Origin of the sequence: Salipiger bermudensis (assembly GCF_019801965.1) — a bacterium.
Lineage (GTDB): Bacteria > Pseudomonadota > Alphaproteobacteria > Rhodobacterales > Rhodobacteraceae > Salipiger > Salipiger bermudensis_A.
On the sequence record NZ_JAHVIA010000004.1, the window covers coordinates 468,747 to 493,913 of the forward strand.

The 25,167-nt window shown below is 67.3% G+C and carries 23 protein-coding genes and 1 tRNA gene; 15 read left to right on the top strand and 9 right to left on the bottom strand.

The annotated features are described in order from the left end of the window. Window positions 1-201 precede the first annotated feature (201 nt). The 5 genes from KUV62_RS11670 to KUV62_RS11690 all read left to right on the top strand — a co-directional run bounded on the left by KUV62_RS11670 (window position 202) and on the right by KUV62_RS11690 (window position 5,044). Entirely contained in the window at window positions 202-1,368 is a 1,167-nt protein-coding gene (locus KUV62_RS11670) for a putative peptidoglycan glycosyltransferase FtsW (protein ID WP_222603863.1), read from the top strand. Window positions 1,369-1,497: 129 nt separating this feature from the next. Then, window positions 1,498-2,631, top strand: a complete 1,134-nt coding sequence (locus KUV62_RS11675) for a UDP-N-acetylglucosamine--N-acetylmuramyl-(pentapeptide) pyrophosphoryl-undecaprenol N-acetylglucosamine transferase (RefSeq protein WP_222603864.1) — start codon at window positions 1,498-1,500, stop codon at window positions 2,629-2,631. A 29-nt stretch (window positions 2,632-2,660) separates the two neighbouring features. Further along, a complete protein-coding gene (gene murC / locus KUV62_RS11680) occupies window positions 2,661-4,064 on the top strand; it encodes a UDP-N-acetylmuramate--L-alanine ligase (RefSeq protein WP_222603925.1) in 1,404 nt (467 codons plus the stop codon). Between the two features lie 144 nt (window positions 4,065-4,208). Continuing rightward, complete coding sequence (locus tag KUV62_RS11685; RefSeq protein WP_222603865.1) at window positions 4,209-4,463, top strand: DUF2484 family protein; 255 nt, start codon at window positions 4,209-4,211, stop codon at window positions 4,461-4,463. A gap of 95 nt (window positions 4,464-4,558) precedes the next feature. Further along, window positions 4,559-5,044, top strand: a complete 486-nt coding sequence (locus KUV62_RS11690; protein WP_222603866.1) for a transcriptional repressor — start codon at window positions 4,559-4,561, stop codon at window positions 5,042-5,044. Between the two features lie 118 nt (window positions 5,045-5,162). On the opposite strand, the gene KUV62_RS11695 is transcribed toward KUV62_RS11690, so the two are convergent. Next, window positions 5,163-5,239, bottom strand: a tRNA-His gene (locus KUV62_RS11695). Between the two features lie 66 nt (window positions 5,240-5,305). After that, window positions 5,306-5,788, bottom strand: coding sequence for a GNAT family N-acetyltransferase (locus KUV62_RS11700; protein WP_222603867.1), 483 nt, complete (start codon window positions 5,786-5,788; stop codon window positions 5,306-5,308). Between the two features lie 99 nt (window positions 5,789-5,887). Between KUV62_RS11700 and KUV62_RS11705 the strand changes: the two genes are divergently transcribed. Further along, the gene (locus KUV62_RS11705; protein WP_222603868.1) at window positions 5,888-6,082 is read left to right on the top strand and encodes a DUF6324 family protein; all 195 of its coding nucleotides are present in this window, start codon (window positions 5,888-5,890) and stop codon (window positions 6,080-6,082) included. Window positions 6,083-6,249: 167 nt separating this feature from the next. Here KUV62_RS11705 and KUV62_RS11710 read toward each other — a convergent pair whose 3' ends face one another. Then, complete coding sequence (locus KUV62_RS11710; RefSeq protein ID WP_222603869.1) at window positions 6,250-6,717, bottom strand: MmcB family DNA repair protein; 468 nt, start codon at window positions 6,715-6,717, stop codon at window positions 6,250-6,252. Between the two features lie 110 nt (window positions 6,718-6,827). Between KUV62_RS11710 and KUV62_RS11715 the strand changes: the two genes are divergently transcribed. Both KUV62_RS11715 and KUV62_RS11720 read left to right on the top strand, forming a co-directional pair. Beyond that, window positions 6,828-8,231: a hypothetical protein gene (locus KUV62_RS11715; protein ID WP_410000852.1), complete on the top strand. Its 1,404-nt coding sequence runs from the start codon at window positions 6,828-6,830 to the stop codon at window positions 8,229-8,231. Continuing rightward, window positions 8,231-8,980 carry a hypothetical protein gene (locus tag KUV62_RS11720; protein WP_222603870.1) on the top strand — a complete coding sequence of 250 codons (750 nt, stop codon included), beginning with the start codon at window positions 8,231-8,233 and terminating at the stop codon, window positions 8,978-8,980. Before KUV62_RS11715 ends, KUV62_RS11720 begins: the two co-directional genes overlap by 1 nt. A gap of 389 nt (window positions 8,981-9,369) precedes the next feature. On the opposite strand, the gene KUV62_RS11725 is transcribed toward KUV62_RS11720, so the two are convergent. Beyond that, window positions 9,370-9,624, bottom strand: a complete 255-nt coding sequence (locus KUV62_RS11725) for a hypothetical protein (protein ID WP_222603871.1) — start codon at window positions 9,622-9,624, stop codon at window positions 9,370-9,372. A 215-nt stretch (window positions 9,625-9,839) separates the two neighbouring features. Beyond that, a complete protein-coding gene (locus KUV62_RS11730; protein WP_222603872.1) occupies window positions 9,840-10,169 on the bottom strand; it encodes a hypothetical protein in 330 nt (109 codons plus the stop codon). A 293-nt stretch (window positions 10,170-10,462) separates the two neighbouring features. Between KUV62_RS11730 and KUV62_RS11735 the strand changes: the two genes are divergently transcribed. Genes KUV62_RS11735 through KUV62_RS11745 form a run of 3 tightly spaced genes read left to right on the top strand, consistent with a single transcriptional unit; the run spans window position 10,463 to window position 16,105 of the window. Further along, window positions 10,463-11,611 (top strand): efflux RND transporter periplasmic adaptor subunit, encoded by a 1,149-nt coding sequence (locus KUV62_RS11735; RefSeq protein ID WP_261395579.1) that lies wholly within the window; start codon window positions 10,463-10,465, stop codon window positions 11,609-11,611. A gap of 4 nt (window positions 11,612-11,615) precedes the next feature. Next, window positions 11,616-14,729 carry an efflux RND transporter permease subunit gene (locus KUV62_RS11740; RefSeq protein ID WP_222603873.1) on the top strand — a complete coding sequence of 1,038 codons (3,114 nt, stop codon included), beginning with the start codon at window positions 11,616-11,618 and terminating at the stop codon, window positions 14,727-14,729. Then, window positions 14,726-16,105, top strand: coding sequence for an efflux transporter outer membrane subunit (locus KUV62_RS11745; protein WP_222603874.1), 1,380 nt, complete (start codon window positions 14,726-14,728; stop codon window positions 16,103-16,105). Before KUV62_RS11740 ends, KUV62_RS11745 begins: the two co-directional genes overlap by 4 nt. Window positions 16,106-16,221: 116 nt before the next feature. Here the strand turns inward: KUV62_RS11745 and KUV62_RS11750 are convergent, their stop codons facing one another. Beyond that, complete coding sequence (locus KUV62_RS11750; protein WP_222603875.1) at window positions 16,222-16,821, bottom strand: outer membrane protein; 600 nt, start codon at window positions 16,819-16,821, stop codon at window positions 16,222-16,224. 487 nt (window positions 16,822-17,308) lie between these two features. Here KUV62_RS11750 and KUV62_RS11755 point away from each other — a divergent pair, with 487 nt between their 5' ends. Then, entirely contained in the window at window positions 17,309-17,761 is a 453-nt protein-coding gene (locus KUV62_RS11755; RefSeq protein ID WP_222603876.1) for a DUF4168 domain-containing protein, read from the top strand. Window positions 17,762-18,814: 1,053 nt separating this feature from the next. Here KUV62_RS11755 and lepA read toward each other — a convergent pair. Beyond that, window positions 18,815-20,617 (bottom strand): translation elongation factor 4, encoded by a 1,803-nt coding sequence (gene lepA, locus KUV62_RS11760; RefSeq protein ID WP_222603877.1) that lies wholly within the window; start codon window positions 20,615-20,617, stop codon window positions 18,815-18,817. Window positions 20,618-20,861: 244 nt separating this feature from the next. Between lepA and KUV62_RS11765 the strand changes: the two genes are divergently transcribed. Then, window positions 20,862-21,206, top strand: coding sequence for a hypothetical protein (locus KUV62_RS11765; protein WP_222603878.1), 345 nt, complete (start codon window positions 20,862-20,864; stop codon window positions 21,204-21,206). Between the two features lie 164 nt (window positions 21,207-21,370). On the opposite strand, the gene hisD is transcribed toward KUV62_RS11765, so the two are convergent. Then, complete coding sequence (gene hisD, locus KUV62_RS11770) at window positions 21,371-22,684, bottom strand: histidinol dehydrogenase (RefSeq protein ID WP_222603879.1); 1,314 nt, start codon at window positions 22,682-22,684, stop codon at window positions 21,371-21,373. Between the two features lie 90 nt (window positions 22,685-22,774). On the opposite strand from hisD, the gene KUV62_RS11775 reads away from it, so the two are divergent. After that, window positions 22,775-23,743, top strand: coding sequence for a LysR family transcriptional regulator (locus KUV62_RS11775; protein ID WP_222603880.1), 969 nt, complete (start codon window positions 22,775-22,777; stop codon window positions 23,741-23,743). Between the two features lie 130 nt (window positions 23,744-23,873). Here the strand turns inward: KUV62_RS11775 and KUV62_RS11780 are convergent, their stop codons facing one another. Beyond that, window positions 23,874-24,641 carry an alpha/beta fold hydrolase gene (locus KUV62_RS11780; RefSeq protein ID WP_222603881.1) on the bottom strand — a complete coding sequence of 256 codons (768 nt, stop codon included), beginning with the start codon at window positions 24,639-24,641 and terminating at the stop codon, window positions 23,874-23,876. A gap of 122 nt (window positions 24,642-24,763) precedes the next feature. Between KUV62_RS11780 and KUV62_RS11785 the strand changes: the two genes are divergently transcribed. After that, window positions 24,764-25,144 carry a hypothetical protein gene (locus KUV62_RS11785; protein ID WP_222603882.1) on the top strand — a complete coding sequence of 127 codons (381 nt, stop codon included), beginning with the start codon at window positions 24,764-24,766 and terminating at the stop codon, window positions 25,142-25,144. Window positions 25,145-25,167 lie beyond the last annotated feature (23 nt).

Genomic DNA, 25,167 nt, shown 5'->3' on the forward strand with positions numbered 1-25,167 from the left:
CACGGATCGGCGCGCCGCGCAAGGGGAGGCGCCTTCGGCGCGCGGCAAAGCCGCCCGCATCGCCCGCCCGCTCCTTCGCGGCGCAACCAGCGCTTCCCAAGCGCGGCGGGCTTTGCTAAGCTTTTTCCACAAGATCCGGGACAACCCGGACGGTACAGGCAAGCTGCCGGCTTCAGGCCGGCCATCACGAGCGGTGATCCCATGACGGAAATGGTTTACGGCACGGTTTCCGTGCGCGAGGGCGAACCCGTTCTGCCCAAATGGTGGCGGACGGTCGACCGCTGGACGTTGTCCTGCATCTTCGTGCTCTTCGGGATGGGCATCCTGCTCGGGCTCGCGGCCTCGCCGCCGCTGGCCGAGCGCAACGGTTTCGGCCATTTCCACTACGTCCAGCGGCAGGCCTTCTTCGGTGGGCTGGCGCTCAGCGCGATGATGCTGACCTCGATGATGTCGCCGGTTCAGGTGCGCCGGATCGCAGTGATCGGCTTCCTCGGCGCCTTCATCGCGCTCTTGGGGCTGCCCTTTCTCGGCACCGACTTCGGCAAGGGCGCCGTGCGCTGGTACTCGCTGGGCTTTGCCAGCGTGCAGCCCTCGGAATTTCTCAAGCCGCTCTTCGTCATCGTGGTGGCCTGGCTGATGGCCGCGAGCCAGGAGATCGGCGGCCCTCCGGGCAAGCTCTGGTCCTTCGGGCTCACGGTGACCATCGTGCTGACGCTGGCGCTGCAGCCGGATTTCGGACAGGCCTGCCTGGTGCTCTTCGGCTGGGGCGTGATGTGGTTCGTGGCAGGCGCGCCGATGCTCCTGCTTGTGGCGCTGGCGGGGCTCGTGGTGCTGGGCGGCATGGTCGCCTATAACGGCTCCGAGCACTTCGCCCGCCGCATCGACGGCTTCCTCACTCCCGAGGTCGATCCCACCACCCAGCTCGGCTATGCCACCAACGCCATCCAGGAGGGCGGCTTCTTCGGCGTGGGTGTCGGGGAGGGCACGGTCAAATGGTCGCTGCCTGACGCGCATACCGACTTCATCATCGCGGTGGCGGCCGAGGAATACGGCCTCATCCTCGTGCTGGTGATCATCGCGCTTTACGCCACGGTCGTGGTGCGCTCGCTGATGCGGCTGGTGCGCGAGCGCGATCCCTTCATCCGCCTCGCCGGCACCGGCCTCGCGGCGATGTTCGGCGTGCAGGCGATGATCAACATGGGCGTCGCGGTGCGGCTGCTGCCTGCCAAAGGCATGACGCTGCCCTTCGTGAGCTATGGCGGCTCGTCGCTGATCGCGGGCGGCATCGCGCTCGGCATGCTGCTGGCCTTCACCCGGACCCGCCCGCAGGGCGAGATCGGCGAAATCCTGCGCGGGCGCGCCCGCTAGGCTGGGTTTTCCCCGCCGCCTGTGCTCTGAGGCGGCGTCGGGCCGCCTGAGAGGCCCGCAGGCAACAGACACAGGCCGGCGCGGCGCGGAGCCGCGGATCGGCGCATCAGAACGGGAGATCACGGGGTCATGGCAGAGCAGTTCCGGCGCCCTCTACTGGTCATCGCGGCGGGCGGCACCGGCGGACACATGTTCCCGGCGCAGGCGCTGGCGGAGATCATGCTGCGGCGCGGCTGGCGGGTGAAACTCTCCACCGATGCGCGCGGCGCGCGCTATACCGGCGGCTTTCCACACAGCACCGAGATCGAACAGGTCAATTCGGCCACCTTCGCCCGCGGCGGCGCGCTCGCAAAGCTCGGCGTGCCGTTCCGCATCGCCGGCGGTGTGCTGTCGATGATGCGCCGCTTCCGGCGCGACCGGCCCGACGTCGTCGTGGGCTTCGGCGGCTATCCCTCGATCCCGGCGCTGGGGGCGGCGCACCTGATGAAGCTGCCGCGGATGATCCACGAGCAGAACGGCGTGCTGGGCCGGGTCAACGAGATCTTCGCCAAGAAGGTCGATTGCGTCTGCTGCGGCACCTGGCCCACCAAGCTGCCCGAGGGCGTCGAAGGCGTGCATACCGGAAACCCGGTGCGCATGGCCGTGAAGGAGCGCGGCGGCGCGGGCTATATCGTTCCCGGCGACTACCCGATGTCGCTGCTGGTGATCGGCGGCAGCCAGGGCGCGCGCATCCTGTCGGACATCGTGCCGCCCGCCATCGAGCGCCTGCCGATGGAGATCCTGCGCCACCTCCGCGTCAGCCACCAGGCGCGCGACGAAGATGGCGCGCGGGTCGCGGAGTTCTACCACCAGCACGGCATCGATGCCGATGTGCAACCCTTCTTCACCGACATTCCCTCGCGCATGTCGGAGGCGCAGCTGGTGATCTCGCGCTCGGGCGCCTCGTCGGTGGCCGATATCTCGGTGATCGGGCGGCCCTCGATCCTTGTGCCCTACGCGGTGGCGGCGGGCGATCACCAGACGGTGAACGCGCAAGGCCTCGTGGATGCGGGCGCAGCGATCCGCATGCCGGAGAGCAAGCTCAGCGTCGAGAGCATGTCGGAGGCCATCGCGGCGGTGCTGGGCAATCCCGAGGGCGCCATGCAGATGGCGCGCGCGGCGCTCTCGGTGGCGAAGCCGAACGCGGCGGAGCATCTCGCGGCCCTCGTCGAACATCTCGCGGGCATGGGTCAGGAACAGGCAGCAGAGGACGGGCAGGCATGAAACACGAACGCAAAGATGCAGGGGGCATGATGAACGCCGCAACCAAACTTCCCGGCGATGTCGGGGCGATCCACTTCGTCGGCATCGGCGGCATCGGCATGTCGGGCATCGCCGAGGTGCTGCTCAATCATGGCTATACCGTGCAGGGCTCGGACCTGAAGGCTTCGAAGATCACCGAGCGGCTGGAGAGCCTCGGCGCGCATGTGTTCGAGGGCCAGCGGGCGGAGAATCTCGAGGCCGCCGAGGTGGTGGTGATCTCCTCTGCGATCAAGCCGGGCAACCCCGAGCTCGACGAGGCGCGGCGGCGCGGCCTGCCGGTGGTGCGCCGGGCCGAGATGCTGGCCGAGCTGATGCGGCTGAAATCCAACGTGGCGGTGGCTGGCACCCACGGCAAGACCACCACGACGACGATGGTGGCGACGCTGCTCGATGCCGGCCAGCTCGATCCCACGGTGATCAACGGCGGCATCATCCACGCCTATGGCTCGAACGCCCGCGTGGGCCTTGGCGAGTGGATGGTGGTCGAGGCCGACGAGAGCGACGGCACCTTCAACCGCCTGCCGGCGACCATCGCCATCGTCACCAATATCGACCCCGAGCACATGGAGCACTGGGGCTCGATCGAGAACCTGCGCGACGGCTTCTACCAGTTCGTCTCAAACATCCCGTTTTACGGCCTTGCGGTGTGCTGCACCGATCATGCCGAGGTGCAGGCGCTGGTCGGCCGGGTCAGCGACCGCCGGGTGACCACCTACGGCTTCAACGCGCAGGCGGACGTGCGCGCGGTGAACCTGCGCTACGAGAAGGGCATCGCCCATTTCGACATTCTGCTGCAGGCGGAAGACAGCAAGATCGAGGATTGCACTCTGCCGATGCCCGGCGATCACAACGTCTCGAACGCGCTGGCCGCCGTCGCCGTCGCCCGTCATCTTGGCATGACGCGCGACGAGATCCGCGCCGCGCTGGCGGCTTTCGGCGGCGTCAACCGGCGCTTCACCCGGGTGGGCGAGGTCAACGGTGTCACGGTGATCGACGATTACGGTCACCACCCTGTGGAGATCGCGGCGGTGCTCAAGGCGGCGCGTCAGGCCAGCGAGGGCCGGGTCATCGCGGTGCACCAGCCGCACCGCTACTCGCGGCTGCATTCGCTCTTCGATGATTTCTGCGCCTGCTTCAACGAGGCTGACGTGGTCGCCATCGGGGATGTCTACGCCGCCGGCGAGGATCCGATCGAGGGTGCCAGCCGCGACGATCTCGTCGCCGGTCTGATCCGCCACGGCCACCGTCACGCCCGCGCCATCCGCGACGAGGACGATCTCGAGCGGCTGGTGCGCGAGCAGGCGCGACCGGGCGACATGGTGGTCTGCCTCGGCGCCGGCACGATCTCGACCTGGGCCAACAATCTGCCTGAGCGGCTGAGCCGCGAGGCCTGAGCCGGCAAAGATCTTTCGTCCGGAAATCTTGCTTTGCGGGGCGCGTTGCCGGACGTTTCGGACGAAAATTCCTCGGTCCGCCGCTTGCGGGGCACGGTCCGGCGGGGCAGGCTGGCCGGGATATCACTGCAGGAGGACTGCCCCATGCCCGTCTCGCTGATGCTTGCCTGCGCCTGGGGCATCGTCGCCAATCTCGCCGCCATGCTGCCCTCGCGCGATCATCACTGGACCCGTGCATACCTGCTGATCGCCACCGGCCTGCCGATTCTTGTCTACGTGGTCTGGGAAAGCGGGCCTTGGCTGGGACTGGTGGTGCTGCTGGCGATGATGAGCGTGCTGCGCTGGCCGGTGCTCTATCTCTGGCGCTGGCTGCGCGCGCGGCTCCGCCCCGGAAGCTGAGCGGCACCAGAGACGGTTGGAAGGCGCGTTATATCGTAACGGCACGGCCTTGAAGGCGCCGCTGCGGGCGCTTATGACTCTGACAGGGAGGCCGCATGGACGCGCTGGGATTCACCGAACACGACCATCAGCATTGCATCTCCGAGGCCCTGCGGACCGCGGAGCAGACCTGTGCCGATCAGGGCCTGCAACTGACCGCGCAGCGCCGCCGGGTGCTCGAGATCCTGCTTGGCGAACACCGCGCCATGGGCGCCTACGAGGTGCTCGACGTGCTGCGCGCGGAGGGGCTGGCGGCGCAGCCGCCGACGGTCTACCGGGCGTTGGATTTCCTCGTCGGCAATGGCTTCGCGCACAAGATCGAGCGTCTCAACGCCTTTGTCGCCTGCGCCCATCCCGGCGAGCGCCATGCCCCGGCTTTCCTGATCTGCTCGGATTGCGGCACCGTGGCCGAGATGCCCTCGCGCGAGATCGCGCAGGCGGTGCGCGGGGCGGCGGCGACGCTGGAGTTCGACGTTGCGCGCATGGTGATCGAGGCCGAGGGCTGCTGTCCGGAGTGCCGAGCGGCGCGCGCCGCGGGCTGATCGGGCAGGGCGCGGCGGCTGCGAATCGAGCGTCCGCGCGGCAGCAGACCGCGCCACATCGCAACAAGACCCACGTTCAAACCCGTGAGGGGGTGCGAAAATCTCTGAAGGGGGAGGGTGGTACCGCCTTCCCGGTTCGAACGGGAGACCTCTTGATCCACAATCAAGCGCTCTAACCTACTGAGCTAAGGCGGCACGTTGGGGGGAGATACCGTCGGCTCCAGAGGATTGCAAGTCAAAATCCGGGGCTTCTTGCGGCGATCAGAGCGCCCGTTCCCAGACCTGCTCCACCAGCGCCTGGCCGTAATTGGTGATCGGTGTCGAGCGCGTGCAGGCAAAGCCGTTGCGGGCGTAGAGCGCGCAGGCGGCGCGGTGGCTCTCATGGGTGCCGAGCACCATGCGGCGGTATCCGTGATCGCGGGCAAAGCCCATGCAGGTCTCGAGCAGGCGTCGGCCCTGGCCACTGCCGCGCGCCTCCGGCTCGAGCAGGAACAGGCGCAGCCGGGCGGTGCTGTCATCCTCGCGCACGCAGAAGATGCTGCCGAGCCGCCGCGCGCCATCCCGCAGGATCCAGCCGCGCTCGCAGGCGGGATCGTGATCCGCCTCGAAGCTGCGCAGCACCGAGTCGACCACCACCGGGAAGCTGGCGTCGAAGCAGTTTTCGGCGGCGTAGAGCCGGCCATGCGCCGCGACCAGCCAGTCGTGATCGTTGGCGGTATAGAGGGTGGGGTGGGGTGTCGTCATGGCGACAGGCTTCCACCGCCCGGCTTGCAAATCAAGCCCGCCGGGTCTACTTCGACAGGATTGCCGCCGCCATCCGGGCGGCCAGACGAGGGCGAGACCATGGGTATCAACACCGAACGCGACATCGAAGCAAACCTGCAGATCGGCCCCACCGATCAGGCGATGGTGCGAATCTTCGTCGCCGCGGGCGAGTTCGAGATCCCGATGGATTTCGAACCCGAGGAGGCCGAGGAGATCGCCGAAGAGATCCGCGCCGCCGCCGCCGCCGCCCGCAAGATGAAGGGCCGCCGCTAAGGCTCTGCAAACAGGCCGGTCCAGCCGATCCGCCCGTCCAGCATCGCGCCGGGATATCGCAGTGCCTGCAGCCGCCATGCCGCATGGATCGTGACGCAATGGATTCGCGTCGCCGCCGCCGCCCGCAAGATGAAGGGCCTACGCCAAGCCGCTGAAAACGGGTCGGTCTAGCCGATCCGTCCATCCAGAATCGCGCCGGGATCGCGCAGAGCCTGCAGCCGCCGCGCGGCATGGATCGCGAAGCGCCGGATCAGCGCGTTGCGCCGCGCCCCCGCAAGCTTGCTCTCCGGCCCCATCCGCAGGATCTCCGCGTCATAGGCATCGGCGATGATCAGCCCGGTGCCCTCGGGTAGAAGGTCGGTCGGGAAGGCCTCGTCCACCGCCCAGAAATAGCGGTCGCACCAGTCGAGATATCCCTGCCACTTCCCGTCCGACATGAAATCGGCGCGGCTGCTCTTGCACTCGATCACCCAGATCTCGCCCTTCGGCCCCAGCGCCATCACGTCGACCCGCTTGCCGCGCTCCGGCACGAACTCCTCGACCACCGCAAAGCCATGCGCGCCCGAGAGGTGACGGCACACGCCGCGCGCCAGAAGCTGGCCGGGCATCAGGAGGGGATCGGTCTGCAGGGTCATGATGCAACTATGAACAATCCGTGAACAAAGGCAACCACCCGCCGCCTCACTCTTCCTTGAGCGCGGGAAGCCCCTAACTTGAGTGAAATGTGTTTACGGGAGACCCGCGGATGAGTGACCAGAGGATGGACGACGAGAGCGGCATGCCCCGCCATCAGGCGCGGCGCGTGCGCCATGCCCGCGAATTGCAGGATCATCTCAACTGGCTAGACACCTTCTCGGGCACCGCGCTCGGCGTGCTGGCGGTGGCCTCGGGGATCTATACCTATCTCGGTGTCTCGTCGCTGCTCGACGACAATGGCGCGATGACGGTGTTTGCCGCCATCGCCTATTCGGTCGCGGTCTCGGTGGGGATCTTTGTGTTCTGGTCCTACCTGATGCGGCTGTTCCCGGCAGTGCGCACGGCGCGGGCGCGGATCGGTCTTTTGGGCGCGATGGGCCTCGGCAGCCTCGCCATCGTCGCGATGTCGTCCTGGCTCAACGCGGCGGCGCTGGCGGGCTCGGCGGCGATCGAGCAGCACCTCGCCAAGACGGTGCAGGATTACCAGGCCTCGCTCGAACGCACCCACGAGATCGCGCTCTCGGCGCAGGCGCTGGAGCGCGACGTGTCGCGGGTCCGGCAGAGCTTCGAGGATCTCTCCGAGCAGGAGGCGCAGGGCACGCTTTCCGGCCTCGCGGGCCGCGGCGCGGTGTTCCGGGTGTTGCGGCAGAAGGCGGCGGAGCTCTCGGCGCTCGAGACCCAGATCGCCGGGCAGACGCCGCTGGTGCAGCAGGCCTTCAGCGAGGGCAACGCGATCCTGTCGCAGATGCGGGCGCTGACGGTGGAGCCGGGCCCGGTCGAGGCGCGCTCGGTGGAGTTCTCCGAGGCGGCGGTGCAGTTGCAGGGGCTGATCGCGCAGCTGCGGCAGCTTTCGGTGGCGCCGCTGGTGGAGCGTGCGGCGCAGGATCTGGCGGCCTCGGTGGTGCTGCCCGAGCTCGACGGCAGCACCGAGGAGATCCGGGGCAACCAGACGGCCACCATCACCTCGGTGCTCGAGGCGCTGGCCAGCCGCGCGGCGACGCTGGAGCAGGCGGCGCGCGAGGTCATGGCGATGACGCCGGCGGCGGAGGTGACCTACACGCCGGTCTCGGCGGCGGATGCGGTGATCCTCTACGCCCGCAACTTCGTGCCGTCCTGGGCCGGGGCCATCGCCATCGACCTGCTGCCGGCGGTGCTGGTGCTGATCCTGGCGGTGACGCAGGCGGCGATCCGCGAGAACCGCGAGGATGCGGCCATCGAGGACACCATGACGCTCAGCGAGCTGCGCTCGGCGCTGGCGGCGCTGCGCGACGTCGAGACCGACATGTCGCGGATGCCGGAGGTGCGCAACAGCCCGGCCGAGGCTCCCGACGCGCCACCCGAGAGCACCGCGCGCCCGGTCTCGCCCACCGAGCTGGAGCCGGAGGCCGCGCCCGAGCCGTCGACCCCGCTGCCCGAGGCGGATGTCGCGCGGATCAAGGGCGCGGGCAGCTGATGCGGGGGATCACCGTCGGGCGGGTGCTGACCGGCATCCTCGCCTTCCAGATCACCATCGGGGCGTTTCTTGTCGTCGGCGACATGCGCGCCAACGGCTTCCGCCTGCCCAGCATGGCCCCCGCCGCGCCGCGCCTCTCGGAGCCGGTGCGCCCGGGCGACCAGCGCCGGGTCTTCGAGCCCTCGCGCCAGCGCCCGCCGCTCAACCCGGCGCGCGATGCCGGTGATCTGCCCGAGCGTCTGACGCTGACGGAAACCGGGGCCGCCGGTGAATGGCGGCTCGAGGGGGCGATCGCGGAGGGCGACGGGGACCGGCTGATCGGGCTGATCGAGGCGGCCGATCCGGCGGTCGAGACGCTGGTGCTGCAAAGTCCCGGCGGCTCCGTGGGCGATGCGCTCGAGCTTGGCCGGCATCTGCGCGAGGCGGGCATCGGCACCAAGATGCTGCGCGGCGAGATCTGCTACTCGGCCTGTCCCTACCTTCTGGCGGGCGGCGCGACCCGCGAGATCGAGGAGGGCGCCTCGGTGGGCGTGCACCAGCATTACTTCGGCAAGAGCACCATCCTGCCGGCCTTCGTCGCGGTCGAGGATATCCAGCGCGGACAGGGCGAGGTGATGATCTATCTTGAGGAGATGGGCATCGACCCGCTGGTGATGAGCCACGCGCTCACCACGCCGTCGAGCGAGATCTACCTGCTGCTGCCGGAGGAACTGCAGCGTTACAATTTCGTGACGACCGAGGAGGGCTGATTTCGCCGTAGGCCCTTGCCGAAACCCGGCCGCGCCACTATCTCGCGGTCAGGCGGGTTCTGCCCTTCTCGTGCATGGTTGCATTCCGGTGGCCTTAAGCAATTCCGAGGGAGTTGGCTCTGTCCGGGCCCTGGTTCGGTTACCTGACGCCCACCTGTATATACAGGTCCTCGGGAATGAGATAACCCCACGGTTGGTGTGGTTCCCGCCACTTTCCCCCGAAAAAAAATCGCGCTGGCAAGACGTTGTGTGCAACGCCTGCCGGTCTGTCGCAGGCGCGGGCGCGTTCGAGGGTGCTCCGCCGCGACGCCGCGCGCGGCGCGTGACCGGCCGTCGCCCGGATCTAGGTCTGTCAGGTGGTGGCCCGTGCCGGGGCCGGGATCCCGCGATCAGCTCTTTTCGTCGTCGGACGACCGGCTTTTCTCGGGGTCGTTGTAATCGTTGGGATCGTAGTGCTGCGGGTCATAGGCTTCCTCGTGCTCGGGGATGCCGGTGACATGGGTGGTGCCGGTCTCTTCGTTGTAGACCAGCCCGTAGCTGGCCCGGCCCTCGGTGCGATACCGTAGATACTCGTGAATGCAGGCGTACAGAAAAGCGAGTGCGAAGGGCACAATGATCAGGAAGGCGATCGTCTGAGCTTGCAAGAAGGCGGTCCTCTTCGTTGTGGTCGGTCGGTTTTGCGGCAGCGGGCGCCGCGCGGTGCGGGCCCTGGCCGGTTGCATCGGGAGACCTGTTCACCGGCGCCTCAGGGAAAAACGTTCTGCGGTACCGATCGTTCCTGTTTACTCCCGAGAGGTGGGTCCCAGAACGAACAAAAGCGCCCAAAGGGGCGCTTTTTCCGTCGCAATCGAAACAGCTGTCAGCGGCGGCGACGCGCCAGCTGGTTGCGCGGGGCCTGATCGACCGGCACGCGGACCGGCTGATAATCGAGCACCATGTCGCGCTTGCCGCCCGAGGGGGGCGTGTCATTGTCCTGCATGCGCATCACCGAGATGGCGAATTGCACACCGGCAAAGACCAGCCCGTTGAACAGCCAGAGCAGGAACACGGCCAGCAGGCCGGCCTCGGTATGTGTGACGAGATGGTAGAGATTCGCGACGTTCTGCCAGAGCAGGATGCCGACAAACACGGTCGACAGGCCGAAGCCGGCAAGGATCTGCTGGATGTACAGGCGGATCAAACGGGGCATTGCGAAGTCTCCTTCCTCTCAGGGCAAGGTATCTCACAACGGTCCGATGGCAAGCGCAAAGCGCCCCACGAAACCGTTATATCTGTAATGTGGAATGCATTCGCCGGTTTTGCAAGCGGCGTGCGGTCGCAGCGGAGCCAGTCTCTGCAGCGCCGAGAAACTTTTCAAAACATGCGACGGAAACTGGCCTTTGGGGCGTATCAGTCCAATTGAGCAGGACTCGATACGATCGAACGAGAGGTTTCATGCACAGAGGTTGCGTCTATCGCCCGTCATGGCTTGCAGGGCTCGCCATGGTGACAGTCATCTTGTCGTCTTGGGGAGGAGACAGCAGCGCACAACAGGCCGGGGGGCCGCCGGAAGGAGGCCGCGCCACCGAGGTCGGCATCATCACGCTCGAGAACGAGGCGGTGCCCTTCACCACCACCGTGCCGGGCCGTGCCGTGGCCTATCAGCAGGTCGATATCCGGCCCCGGGTCGGCGGCATGATCTCGGAAATCGTCTACGAATCGGGCCGTCCGGTCGCTGCGGGCGACGTGCTCTTCCGCATCGAGGACGACACCTACCGAGCCGATGTCGCCTCGGCGCAGGCCGCCGTGGATCTGGCGCAGGCCTCGGTCGATGCCGCGCAGGAGACGGTGACACGCTACGAGAACCTGCTCGGCACCGGCGTCACCGCGGAGGACATGGCCACCGCGCGAGTCGCGCTGAAGCAGGCCGAGGCCGATCGCAGCTCGGCGGAAGCCGCGCTGGAAGTGGCCGAGCTCGATCTCGCACGCACCGAGATCACCTCGCCGATCTCGGGCTTTGCCACCGTGCCGAGTGTTTCCGTGGGGGCGCTGGTCACCGAGAACCAGACCGACGCGCTGACCACGGTGACCCGGCTCGATCCGATCTATGTCGACGTGGCCGAGTCGAGCCGCCGGGTCGGCGAGATCCGCAACCGTTTCGACACCGGCGCGCTGCAGCGTGGCGACCGGCTGGAGATCGATCTCGAGCTCGAGACCGGCGAGACCTATTCCGGCGAGGGCGAGATGGTCTCGCCCGGCACCACCGTCTCGACCACCACCGGCACCACCGAGATGCGCCTGCGCTTCGACAATGCCGAGCGCCGGATCATGCCGGGGCAGTACCTCCGCGTCGACATCACGCTCGGCACGATCCAGGCGGTGCTGGTGCCGCAGGGCGCCACCTCGCGGGCCTCGAACGGCGAGCTGACGGCCTTCGTCGCCGTCGACGGCACGGCCGAGCAGCGGGTGCTGACCGATCAGGGCAGCTACCGGAACGCCTGGGTGGTGACCGAGGGCGTGGCGGCGGGCGAGAGCCTGATCGTCGACGGTCTCAGCAATCTTCAGGACGGTGCGGCGGTCACGACCGTGCCGGTGACGATCTCGGAAGACGGGGTCGTGACCGAGGCGCAGACCGGCACGGACGAGGGCTGAGACAGTGGGAAGCTTCTTCATTCGCCGCCCGGTCTTCGCCTGGGTGCTGGCGCTGATGACCATGCTCGCCGGAGCGTGGTCTTTCGTCTCCCTGCCGGTGTCGCAATATCCCGACATCGCCCCCACCACCGTGCGCATCTCCGCGAGCTATCCCGGCGCCACCGCCGAGGCGGTCGAGAACTCGGTGACCCGGGTCATCGAGGATTCGATGACCGGGCTCGAGGGCATGATCTACATGACGGCGCAATCCTCGCAGGGCTCGGCCTCGCTGTCGCTGACCTTCGATGACAGCGTCGATCCGATTGACGCGCAGAACGAGGTGCAGACCAAGGTCAGCCAGGTCGAGAGCCAGCTGCCTTTGTCGGTGCAGAGCCAGGGCGTCAGCATCCGTCGCTCGACATCGTCGATCCTGATGGTGGGGGCGCTGGTCTCCACCGATGGCACGCAGTCGACGCTGCAACTGGGCGATATCCTTTCGGAGACAGTCGAGGGTCCGATCGAGCGCACCGAGGGTGTGGGCGGGATCAACGTCTTCGGCTCGGGCTACGCCATGCGCATCTGGCTCAAGCCGCTGGCGCTGGCGCGCTACCAGCTCACGCCGACCGACGTCGTCTCGGCGGTGCAGAACCAGAACACCACCGTGTCGGTCGGCTCGCTGGGCGAACAGCCCACGGTGCAGGGTCAGCAATTCACTGCCACCATCACCGCGCAGAGCCAGCTCACCGGCGTCGAGCAGTTCGAGCGCATCCTGCTCAAGACCGAGGAGGATGGCGGCGCGGTGCGTCTGGCCGACGTGGCCGATGTCGAGATCGGGCAGGAGAGCTATGGTGGCGACTCGCGCTTCAACGGGCTCAACGCCGCGGGCTTCGGGGTCAATCTCGAGACCGGCGCCAATGCCGTCGACACCGCCAACGCGGTCAAGGCGACGATGGCGCGGCTCGAGAACACCCTTCCCGAGGGCGTCGAGTTCCGCATCGCCTACGACACCTCGCCCTTCGTCGAGCTCTCCATCGAACAGGTCTATCACACGCTGATCGAGGCGGTGGTGCTGGTCTTCCTCGTGCTCATCGTCTTCCTGCAGAGCTGGCGCGCCACGCTGATCCCGCTGATCGCGGTGCCGGTGGTGCTCGCGGGCACGTTCGCGGTGCTCTATGCCACCGGCTTCACCATCAACACGCTGACCATGTTCGCCATGGTGCTGGCCATCGGCCTGCTGGTCGACGACGCCATCGTGGTGGTGGAAAACGTCGAGCGTCTCATGGACGAGGAGGGGCTGTCGGCGCGCGAGGCCACCAAGAAGAGCATGGGGCAGATCACCTCGGCGCTTCTGGGCATCAACGTGGTGCTGGCGGCGGTGTTCCTGCCGATGGCCTTCTTCGGCGGCTCGACCGGCGTGATCTACCGACAGTTCTCGATCACCATGGTGACGGCGATGACCCTGTCGCTCTGCGTGGCGATCATCCTGTCGCCGCCGATGTCGGCGCGGCTCCTGCGCCCGCGCGACGAGATGATCCGCTTCGCCCCGGCGCGCTGGTTCAACCGCGGGCTCGACCGGGTGACCAACGGCTACGGCGCCGGCGTCAAGGCGAGCCTGCGCGCGCCGGTATTGGTGCTCGGCCTGCTGGCGCTGGTGCTGGGCGGCGCGTGGTGGGTCAATGAGCGGCTCGAAAGTTCGTTCATCCCGACCGAGGACCAGGGCGTGCTGATGACCATGGTGTCGCTTTCGGAAGGCGCCACCTCGCAGCAGACGCTGGAGACGGTGAAGGAGGTCGAGACCTACCTGCTCGAGGAGGAGGGCGACGCGGTCGAGGCGACCTTCGCGGCGCTCGGCTTCGGCTTCGGCGGCTCCGGCCAGAACAGCGCCATGATCTTCGTGAAGCTGCGCGATTTCGAGGCGCGCGAGGGCGATCCCGCGCTCTCGGCGGCCAATGTCTCGGCCCGCGCCAACGCGCGCTTCGCCGGGCACAGGGCAGGGCGGGTGATGATCATGCAGCCGCCCGCGATCCCCGGCCTCGGCAATACCGGCGGCTTCTCGATGTATCTCATCGACCAGGCCGGCAACGGCGCGGAGGCGCTCAAGGCGGCAGCCGAGGACCTGGTGACGCTTGGCGACGACAACGCGCTGGTCACCAACGTCGATGCCCGCGGCACCGAGGATGACAGCGCGCTGCGCATCGACATCGACCAGGAGAAGGCCGAGAGCTTCGGCGTCTCGCTCTCGGCGGTCAACAGCATGCTGTCGGTGATCTTCGCCGGCTCCGAGGTCAACGATTTCGTGCTCGGCGCCTCGCTGCGCCCGGTGATCGTCCAGGCCGCGCCCGAGCACCGGATGCAGCCCGAGGACATCATGAAATGGTACGCGATCAACGACAGCGGCGAAATGGTGCCGTTCTCGGCCTTCATGACAACCGACTGGGAGCCTGTCGCGCCCTCGCTGCAACGTTATGGCGGCACTTCGGCGCTGGAGATCTCCGGCTCCGCGGCCAACGGAGTCAGCTCCGGCGCGGCGATGAATGCGATGGAGGAGATGGTCGCCAGCCTCGACGGCGGCTACGGCAGCGCCTGGACCGGCATCAGCTACCAGGAGCGCCAGTCGGGCGATCAGGCCCCCTATCTCTACGCCATCTCGGCGTTGGTGATTTTCCTCGCACTCGCAGCGCTTTACGAGAGCTGGTCGATCCCGTTCTCGGTCATGCTGGCGGTGCCGGTGGGCGTTTTGGGGGCGTTTCTCGCGGCCTGGGCCTTCGGCCAGTCCAACGATGTCTACTTCAAGGTGGGCATGCTGACGACCATCGGCCTGGCGGCGCGGAATGCCATCCTGATCGTCGAGTTCGCCGAGGATCTGCGCCGTGAGGGCCGCAGCATTGCCGAGGCCGCGGTCGAAGCCGCAAGGCTGCGCCTGCGCCCGATCCTGATGACCGCGCTGACCTTCATTCTCGGCGTCTTTCCGCTCGCAACCGCCAGCGGGGCAGGGGCCGCGGCCCAAAATGCCATCGGGACGGGCGTGATTGGTGGCATGATTGCCTCAACTTTCGTTGGGATTTTCATGGTCCCTGCCCTTTACGCTTTAATCATGCAAATACTGTCCGCAAAGCGTTCAAGAGTATCGAGCAGATGATCCCGAAAAAAACAGCCCTACTTTCCCTGACCCTGGGACTCGCGGCCTGCACCGTCGGGCCCGATTACCAAGCTCCCAGCGAAACCCTCGCCGTGTCCTTCGCGGATGGCGGCGCCCAGCCGATCGGGCAGGCGACCGAGCAATATTGGTGGCGTGCCTTCAATGACGCGATGCTGAACGAGCTGGTGCAGACCGGTCTCGATCAGAACCTCAGCATTCAGGGGGCGATCACCCGGGTCGCCGAAGCGCAGGCCGCGGCCCGCGCCACCGGTCTTCCCGGCCTGATCAGCGGCAACCTGACCGCGCAGAGCATCAACAGCGGCAACGAGAACACCACCAACACCAACACCGACTCGGGCTCGTTCAGCCCGGCCATCGTGCTGGATCTGTTCGGCGGTGAGCGGCGCTCGCGCGAGGCGGCCCTCGCGGCGCTGCAATCGGCCGAGCTCAGCGTCGGCACCGCGCGGCTGGCCTATCTCTCCGCGCTGGTGACCAACTATATCGACATGCGCTACTTCCAGAACGCGCTCGCGATCAACCGCCAGACGCTGCAGACCCGTCGCGAGACGCTGTCGCTGGTGCAGAGCCAGCGCGAGGCCGGTGCCGCAACGGCGCTCGACGAGGCGCAGGCGCAGGCCAGCCTCGATGCCGATCTCGCATCGCTGCCGGCGCTGGAAACCGGCTTCTACTCGGCCACCTACGCGATCGCCACGCTGCTGGCGCAGCCGGTGCAGACCATCGAGGCCCGGCTCGAGCGCGGTGCGGCCCAGCCGCGCCCGTCCTCCGGTGCCGAGGTCGGCGTCCCGGCCGACCTGCTGCGCAACCGTCCCGACGTGCGCGGCGCCGAGCGCGATCTCGCAACGGCAACCGCGGAAATCGGCATCGCCGAAGCGGCGCTTTACCCGTCGGTCACGCTGGGCGGCACCATCACCCGCACCGAGGGCTTCAACTCCTGGAGCTTCGGCCCGTCGCTGTCGTTGCCAATCCTGAGCCAGCCAGCGCTGCGCTCGGCCCGCGATCAGCAGATCGCGCAGGCGGAGCGTGCCGAGCTGACCTGGCGCTCCACCGTGCTCAGCGCGGTCGAGGAGGTGCAGACCGCCCAGACCAGCTACCTGCGCAACCGTCGCGCCGTTGCGGCCTACCAGCGCAGCGTTGCCTCGAACGAGCGTGTGGTCGAGCTGTCGCGCGAGACCTATCGCGGCGGCACCACGACCCTGCTCGACCTGCTGACCGTGCAGCGCTCGCTCTCGAGTGCGCGCCTGACGCTGGCGTCGAGCGTGCGTGACCTCGCCACCAGCTGGGCCTCGCTGCAGGTCGCCGCTGGCAAGGGCTGGTCGGTTCCGACCGCGACCCCGACCGTCGCCGGCGACAGCTGAGCGGCACCTGTCCCGGCGCTCGATGCCGGGGGGCGCCCGGAGGCTGAAACAGATTGGGCCGCGCCCGGAGATCCCGGACGCGGCCCTTTTCATGTTCTGTCGAGGCGCGTGCGCGCTCAGAAGCGGTAGTTCAGACCGACGGTCGCGGTGGTTGCGCCGATCTCGAGGTCGTCATCGTCGAAATCGCTGAACTCGTTGTACTTCACGTCGCCGCTCAGGGTGACGTTCTCGGCGACGTAGGTCTCGGCACCGACGCCAACGTAGTAGCCGTTGGAGTCACCGGCATCGAGGCTGCCGCCATCGGTCGAGGCGTGGGCATAGCCGCCCTGGCCGTAGACCATGGTCTTGCCGAGGTCATAGCCGACACGGCCGCCGACGCGCGCCATGCTGTCGAGATCACCGGCTTCGCCGAGATCGATATCCGCGCCTTCATACTCGACGCCGGCACCGGCGATCCAGTTGCCGAAATCGTGGTCGTAATAGGCGTTGAGGCCGTAGACCGCGCCGTCGGAAGTCTCTTCTTCGGGGCCGTCCGGATCGGCATAGCCATACCCCAGCTGCACACCGACCGAGGGGCCGGTCCAGTCGCCGGTGACCGGCGAGGCGATCGGGGTGACGGGCGCCACCGGTGCGGGCTCGACCGGGGTCTGGTCGAGCGAACCCGCGAAGGCCGGGGTGGCGAGGAAGGGGACGAGGATGAGCGGTTTGAAGGTCATGTCTTCTGCTCCATTGCTTTTGTTTCTCGCACCGCGGCGGGGGAGGTCCGCTGCGGCGACTGGGGACATAACCACGGGACCGGCGATCCGCTCCACACGGACCGGTCACATCATTTTGCTGTTGCGGAACAGCGACGGATTTGCGGGTTTCTCGCCATGTTTGCAGGAACATGCCGGTGCGTGAGCCGGGCTTGGCAAGGATTGGCTCAGCTCACGCGACGTCAATGGAACCTTTCCTTGCGGCGCCGCTCCGCCGGGCCGGTTTCGCGCCGTCTCGCGCGTTGTGCGGCGGGGAGAAACGTCAAGCCGGGTGCGCGGGGCACTGCCAGCGCGAACGCCCGGTTCCGGCAAGTCCCCGCTGCCCAGCGTGGCGGAGGCCGGTGCCCCCTTTGAAGCGGCGGGGTGGGCTGCATAGCTCTCGGGGGACGGCGCGGGATGCCCCCGTGCCCGACGACACAGACAACCGGAGACCCCGGAAGGAGACGTCATGAAACTGAACGGCAAACTGCTGAAGTCCACCGTGATCGCCGCCCTCATCGCCGCGCCCGTCGCGCCGGTGATGGCCCAGACCGCGCAGGACGATCCTGCCGCCGCCGAAGCGCCGGTGCAGGCCGCCCCCGAGACCCTGCCCGAGACCCCCTCGGCCGGATTCAGCGAGGAGACGCTGACCTCCTTCGTCGACGCGGCGATGCAGGTGCAGGCGGTGCAGCAGGACTACATGACCCGCATCGAGGCAGCGCCCGAGGATGCCGAGAAGCAGGCCCTGGTGCAGGAAGCGCAGACCGAGATGGCCAGCGCGGTCGAGGAGACCGAGGGCATGGACGTGCAGACCTACAACGAGATTGGACAGGCCGCCCAGACCAACCCCGAGCTCAACGAGCGCATCCTGGCGATGCTGCAGACCCGCCAGCAGGGCGGCGCGGAGACCATGACGGAATGATCCGGGCGTAACAGTCCGATCAACGGGAAAGCCGCCCTTCGGGGCGGCTTTTTCTTTGGCTGAATAGGTCGAAACTCGGCTATCCATAGAGGGCGAGCGGTGCGTCGCTGGGACGAGCAGCGGGGTTTAGAGTTCAGCCTTTTGAAGGTTGTGACGTCGATTTCTGAAAAACCCGCTGAATTTCGCCTCAGAGCTGGCAAAGGTTCTGTGAGTACAGTCGGAAATCTCTCTCCGCAGATTTCTATTTCGGATGGGCTTCGCTATCAATTGGTCCCGAAGAACTGAAAAGCGACGAAGCCGATTACCGCAATGGCGAGAAAAGACAGTAAGACCTTCCAAAGTAGTCCGATTGCGATTCCGACGCCGGCGGCAGATGCCAAGATACCTTCAAGGGGAATATCTGTCTCAGGGAGCTTGGAAGCCGCAACTGCTCCCGCGATCGCGCCCAAGACGCCCCAGCCTGTCGACCATTCTATCCAGCGCGTGTCTGGCTTTCCCTTAGAGCGGCTCTGCCGCGTTTCTGTACGAGATCTTGACTGAGCAGTTTCGCGCCGTTGCCTATCGGCGCGCTCTCTCTCTTGCTGCTCGCGTTGACGCGTCAGCTGATCGGAGTAGTCCTGTTCGCGCTGCCGCCGTTGCTCTTCATAATTCGCTGATTTCTCGCGTTCTGAACTCTATAGTCATAAGCTCCGTGCTGGGACGCCAGCCGATCTTCTTCCCTCATATAGGTTCATCCTGAGGATGATCGCCATTTCAAATGGCTACAGGCGATCGTCAGACATGAGGCGCAGCCTCAAATGCATTTTCTAAATAGTATTTAGTATTGAACTGCGGCGGTCGCTTACCCGAGCGCATTGCCGCGTCTTCTAGAATTCGGCCCCCACGGGCATGAGGTCAATTCTTTCTCGTGTCCGCTGAACTCAATCGCGATAGCACGGACAGGAATCCTAAATTTCGGGCGTTATAGTTCGAGTGCTAGCATCACTGGAAGGCAAAAGAAAAAAGGGCGCCCTTCGGGCGCCCCTTCGCAAATCCAAACCGGGCCCTGAGACCTCAGCTGTCCATCTTCAGCGCCGAGATAAAGGCTTCCTGCGGGATCTCGACCTTGCCGAACTGGCGCATCTTCTTCTTGCCGGCCTTCTGCTTCTCGAGCAGCTTCTTCTTCCGGGTGGCGTCGCCGCCGTAGCACTTGGCGGTCACGTCCTTGCGCATCGCCGAGAGCGTCTCGCGGGCGATCACCTTGCCGCCGATGGCCGCCTGGATCGGGATCTTGAACATGTGGCGCGGGATCAGCTCCTTGAGCTTCTCGCACATCGCCCGGCCGCGCATCTCGGCGCGCTCGCGGTGCACCATCATCGCCAGCGCGTCGACCGGCTCGTCGTTTACCAGGATCGACATCTTCACGAGGTTGTCCTCGCGGTAGCCGATCATCTCGTAATCGAAGGAGGCATAGCCCTTGGTCACCGATTTCAGGCGGTCGTAGAAATCGAACACCACCTCGTTGAGCGGCAGGTCATAGACCGTCATGGCGCGGCCGCCGACATAGGTCAGGTCCATCTGGATGCCGCGGCGCTCCTGGCAGAGCTTCAGCACGTCGCCGAGATACTCGTCGGGCACCATGATGGTGGCCTTGATGCGCGGCTCCTCGATATGGTCCACGGTCGACATGTCGGGCATGTCGGCGGGGTTGTGCAGGTCGCGGCGCTCCCCGTCCTTGGTATAGAGGTGATAGATCACCGACGGCGCGGTGGTGATCAGCTCGATATTGTACTCGCGCTCGAGGCGGTCGCGGATCACCTCGAGGTGCAGCAGGCCGAGGAAGCCGCAGCGGAAGCCGAAGCCGAGCGCCGCCGAGGTCTCCATCTCGAAGGTGAAGGAGGCGTCGTTGAGCGCCAGCTTCTCGATGGCGTCGCGCATGTCCTCGAAATCGTTGGCATCGACCGGGAACAGGCCGCAGAACACCACCGGCACCGAAGGCTTGAAGCCGGGCAGCGGCTCGGCGCATTGCTTCTTCTCGTGGGTGATGGTGTCGCCGACGCGGGTGTCGCGGACCTGCTTGATCGAGGCGTTGAGATAGCCGATCTCGCCCGGTCCGAGCTCTTTCACGTTGGTCATCGCCGGGCGGTAGACGCCGACATCGTCGACATCGTAGGTGCCGCCGGTCTTCATCATGCGGATGCGGTCGCCCTTTTTCAGAACGCCGTCGATGATCCGCACGATACAGATCACGCCGAGATACTGATCGTATTTCGAATCCACCAGCATCGCCTTCAGCGGCTTGTTGCGGTCGCCCTCGGAAGGGGCAGGCAGGCGCTTGACGATGGCTTCCAGCACGTCGGGAATGCCGATGCCGGTCTTGGCGGAGATCAGGCAGGCATCCTGGCTGTCGATGCCGATGACGTCCTCGATCTGCTCCTTGACGCGGTCGGGCTCGGCCGCCGGCAGGTCGACCTTGTTGAGCACCGGGACGATCTCGTGATCGGCGTCGATGGCGGTGTAGACATTGGCCAGCGTCTGGGCCTCGACGCCCTGGGTCGCGTCGACCACCAGCAGCGAGCCCTCGACGGCATGCATCGAGCGCGCGACCTCGTAGGCGAAGTCGACGTGGCCGGGCGTGTCGATCAGGTTCAGCACGTAGGTCTCGCCGTCCTGCGCCGGGTATTCGATGCGGACGGTGTTGGCCTTGATGGTGATGCCGCGTTCCCGCTCGATATCCATCGAGTCGAGAAGCTGTTCCTGCATGTCGCGTTCGGCGACGGTGCCGGTGAGCTGGATCAGCCGGTCGGCCAGGGTGGATTTCCCGTGGTCGATATGGGCAACGATGGAGAAGTTACGGATATGCGCGAGATCGGTCATGATTTGCTGGATATGCTGTTGTTTTGCTGGCCGGTCAAGGTGAGTTGTGGGCCTTGGACGGGTCTTTTGCGGGCCGGGCGCCGGTCGGTGGAAGGGCGAGGCCGCGGCGGCCGGTGTCCAGGGCGCATCTGACAGGCTGGTGAATTGAAACCGCATGCGGTTTGGGGCATCTTGCGGCAAAAGCTCCCGTCAGAACAGGGCGACAAGCCCCGAGGGAGCGCCGAGCGGAAAAGGTGACAGGCGGATGAGAGTGATTTCCTGTGTCGTGGCGCTGGCCCTGGTGGCCGGCTGCGGTGGTGGCAACCGGGCCTCCAACGATTACCGGGTGGTACCGACGGCGAGCGGCCCGGTCAGCAGGGCCTGCAACGGATCGCAGCGCAGCGCCCGCAACCCGCAACTCTGCGGCTGCATCCAGGCGGCGGCAGATGTCGAACTGAGCGGCGGCGATCAGCGCCGGATGGTGGGGTTCTACGAAGATCCCCACGAGGCGCAGGAGGTGCGCCAGTCGGACCGCAGGCGCGACGAGGAATTCTGGAAGCGCTACAGCGCCTTCGTGGACCGCGCCGAGCGCATGTGCAAAGGGCTCTGAGTCCGGCCAACCCCGTCGCCGCTGCGGGCGGCTGGCTGGCGGTTCCAGGCCGAGCCGCCGCGCAGAGCTTGGCTCGAGGCGATCTCCCGGAGCGCCTGCACCGCCCAGCCCGTCTTTGGCTCGCGCCGCAGAGCATGCGGCCCTGCGGGGTGCTCCTCTGAGTGCTACGCCCCTGCAGCCGCGCGCCGCGGGCGCGTGTCCCTTGACGGCAGCCGTGCCTCGGCGGCGCGGGCGTGGCCTTCCATGCCCTCGGCCCGCGCGATGCCGGCGCTGGCGCGGGCGAGATCCGGAAGCGCCGGTGCTTCGACCCGCTGCCAGGTCACGCATTTCAGGAATTTGTGAACCGAGAGCCCGCCGGTATAGCGCGCCGCGCGTCCGGTCGGCAGCACATGGTTCGGCCCCGCCGCCTTGTCGCCGAAGGCCACCGTGGTCTCGGTGCCGAGAAACAGCGAGCCATAGGCGCTGAGCCGCCCGCGCCACCACTGGAGATCGGCGGCCTGCACGTGCAGGTGCTCGGGGGCGTAGAGATCCGCCTGTACCGCCATCGCCTCGCGGCTTTCCGCCAGCATGACCTCTCCGAGCGCGTCCCAGGCCTCGGCGGCGGCGCTGCGGTTGGGCTCGGGCAGGGTGGCGATGATGCGGGGCACCTCGCGCAGCACCGCCTCGGCCAGCGGCCTGTGGGTGGTGACGAGCCAGACCGGGGAAGTGCCGCCATGCTCGGCCTGGCTGACCAGATCGAGCGCCACGGTGCGCGGCGAGGCGGTGGCGTCGGCAAGGATCATCGAATCCGTCGGGCCCGCCACCATGTCGATGCCGATGGGCCCGAAGAGCTGGCGCTTGGCCTCGGCCACGTAGGCATTGCCGGGGCCCACAAGGATATCGGCCTCGGGCAGGCCGAAGAGCCCCAGCGCCATCGCCGCCACCCCTTGCACCCCGCCCATCGCCAGCACCCGGCCCGCGCCGGCCACGTGCATGGCATGCAGGATCGCCGGGTGCGGACCCTCCGGCCCGGGCGGCGTGCAGGCGATGACGTGCTCGACCCCGGCGGCGCGGGCGGTGGTGATGCTCATCAGCGCCGAGGCGATATGGGCGTAGCGCCCGCCCGGCACGTAGGCCCCGGCGCAGCCCAGCGGGATCAGCCGCTGCCCGGCAAAGAGGCCGGGGCGGAGCTCGGTCTCGAACTCGGTGACCGACGCGCGCTGCGCCTCGGCGAAGGCGCGGATGTTGGCGTGGGCATAAGCGATATCCTCGACCAGCGTCAGCGGCAGGCGACGCTGCGCGGTGACCAGCGCCTCCGGCGTGATCTCGGGCGCGCCATCATGGCCATCGAGCCGGCTGGCATAGTCGCGCGCCGCCTCCTCGCGCCCCGCGCGCAGCCGCGCGAGCATGATCGCCACGGTGTCGGAAATTTCGGCGGCGCTTTGCGGCGGCAGGCCGGGGGCGGGCTTCAAGTGCTGTATCGGAGAGGCTTGGGGCATGGCGGCAACGCTTGACCTTGAGGGGAGGGAGTTTCACAAAAGGTGAATATCTGGGGCGCGGTGCTTCCGCGCCGGGCTGGGAGAGAACCGATGGTGATGAAGGGCGTGACGCTGCGCGGGCTCGAGGTGTTCGAGGCGCTGGCGGCGACTGGCTCGGTGGCGCAGGCGGCCGAGATGACCGGGCTGAGCCAGCCCGCGGTCAGCCAGCAGATGCGCAACCTCGAAAGCGCGCTCGGCGCCGAGCTGGTCGACCACGGCCGCCGCCCGATGCGGCTGACCCAGGCCGGGCGATCGTTCCTTCTGCGCACCCAGTCGGTGCTGAGCCAGCTGCGGCTGGCGCAGAACGAGCTGACGGTGATGGACCTGACCCATCTCAGCACCCTGAGCCTCGGGGTGATCGACGATTTCGACAATGACCTCACGCCCAAGCTCGTGACCATTCTCGCCGAGAGCATGACCCGCTGCCGCTTCAAGCTGATCACCGCGCCGAGCCACGAGATCGGCGCCGCGATGAGCGAGCGCAAGCTGCACATCGCCATCGCCGCCAGCGCTGGCGGGGTCACCGAGGGGGTGGTCGAATACCCGCTGGTGCGCGATCCGTTCATTCTGGTCTGTGCCCGCGGGGCGCTGGCCGAGGCAGGGGGCGCGGAGGCGCTGATGAGCGGCTTGCCGATGCTGCGCTACGATCGCGACCAGCTCATCGGGCGCCAGATCGAGGCCCATCTCAAACGCCAGAAGCTCGACTTCCCCGAGCGCTTCGAGATCGGCGCGCACCTGTCGCTGATGACGCTCGCGGCGCGCGGGGTCGGCTGGGCGATCACCACGCCGCTGGGCTACATGCGGGCGGGGCGGTTCCACGACCAGATGGAGGCGCACCCGCTGCCCTTCAGCCCGTTCGCGCGCACCATCTCGCTCTTCGCCGCCGCCGACTGGAGCGACCGGGTGCCGCGCGACGTGGCGCGCACCATGCGGAAGCTGGTCTCGGAGCTGGTGATCGAACCGGCGCAGCGGCAGCTGCCCTGGCTCGACGACGATTTGCGCGTCCTGGTCGGGGAGTAGCGGGGCGGAGATCGGCGCGGGCGGCATCGGGCGTCCTTTCTCCGGCGAGAAAGGGCGCATTTGCCGAACCGATCAAGCCTGCGCCGCGTCCTTTTCGGAAACGGCCCGCGCAGTTTCGGTTTTCGTGAAACTATTGCCCGGTGGCTGCCAGATAAGCGCGCACCGCCGCCTCGAATTCGCGCGGCTTCTCGGCATGCAGCCAATGGCCTGCGCCGGGGATCTTGGCGAAACGCGCCTCGGGGAACAGCGTCTTGATGCGGGAGCGGTACTCGGGCTTCACGTAGTCGCTCTCGCCACCCGCGAGGAACAGGGTGGGGCCGTCGAACTGTCCGCCGATCTCGGGGAAGCCGATGATCTTGGGCATCTCCTCGGCCAGCAGGTCGAGGTTGAGCTTCCAGCGCTTCTCCTTGATGTCGAGCGACTGGGTGAAGAACGAGCGCAGCGTCGGCTCGGGCACGTGCCGGGCGAGCTGGTCATTGGCATCCGAGCGCTTCTCGACCGCATCGAGATCCACCGCCCGCATCGCCTCGATATACTGGATCTGGCTGTGGTCGTAGGCCACCGGCGCGATGTCGGCGAGGATCAGGCGGTTGACCAGCTCGGGCCGGGTCAGCGCCAGCACCATCGCCGCCTTGCCGCCCATCGAGTGGCCGAGCACATCGGCCTTGCCGCCATGCGCCTCGATCACCTCGGCCAGATCGCCCGCCATGTCCTCGTAGCCATGGCTCTCGGTCCAGGGCGAGTCTCCGTGGTTGCGCTGGTCGACGGCGATCACCTGTCGCTCGTCCGAGAGACGCTTGGCGATGACGCCCCAGTTGCGGCCCGAGCCGTAGAGTCCGTGAACGATGAGAAGCGGCGGTTGCGCACCCTGGGTGCCGTGCAGGATCGTGTTCAGCATGGCCCGTTTCTAGGAGAGGGGCGGGGCAAAGGGAATGCCCCTGTTGCCGATCCGCGCGGTTTGCCCGGCGCCGTGGCAACGCCCCCTTGCGCCGCGCTGCGGTTTCGGGAGATCTGTGGCCCATGTCGATGGATGGCGCACAGGAAACCAAGGCCGCGGTGGCGCGGCTCGACCGGCTCTTCGAGAGCCGGCTCAAGCTCACGCGCGGCGATTTCGGCGCCCGCGCTGCCAAGGCGCGGCGGCGGCTGCCGCACAAGCTGCGCAAGGACCTGGCCCGGATCCTCGAGGCGCGGCGCTTTGCCGATCACCCCAAGCTCGCGCGCACCCTCGACGCGCCGTCGATCCGCGCCGCGGCAGGGCGGCTCGAACGCCATCTACAGGCCGTCGACCTGGCCGCGCAGCGCCGGGCGCGGCTGCTCAACCTCCTCGCCAGCGTGATGGCCGGGATCCTCGTGGTGGTTGCGCTGGTGGTGATGGTGCTGCGCTGGCGCGGCTTCGTCTGATCCCGCGCGCCTGGCCGGGCGGT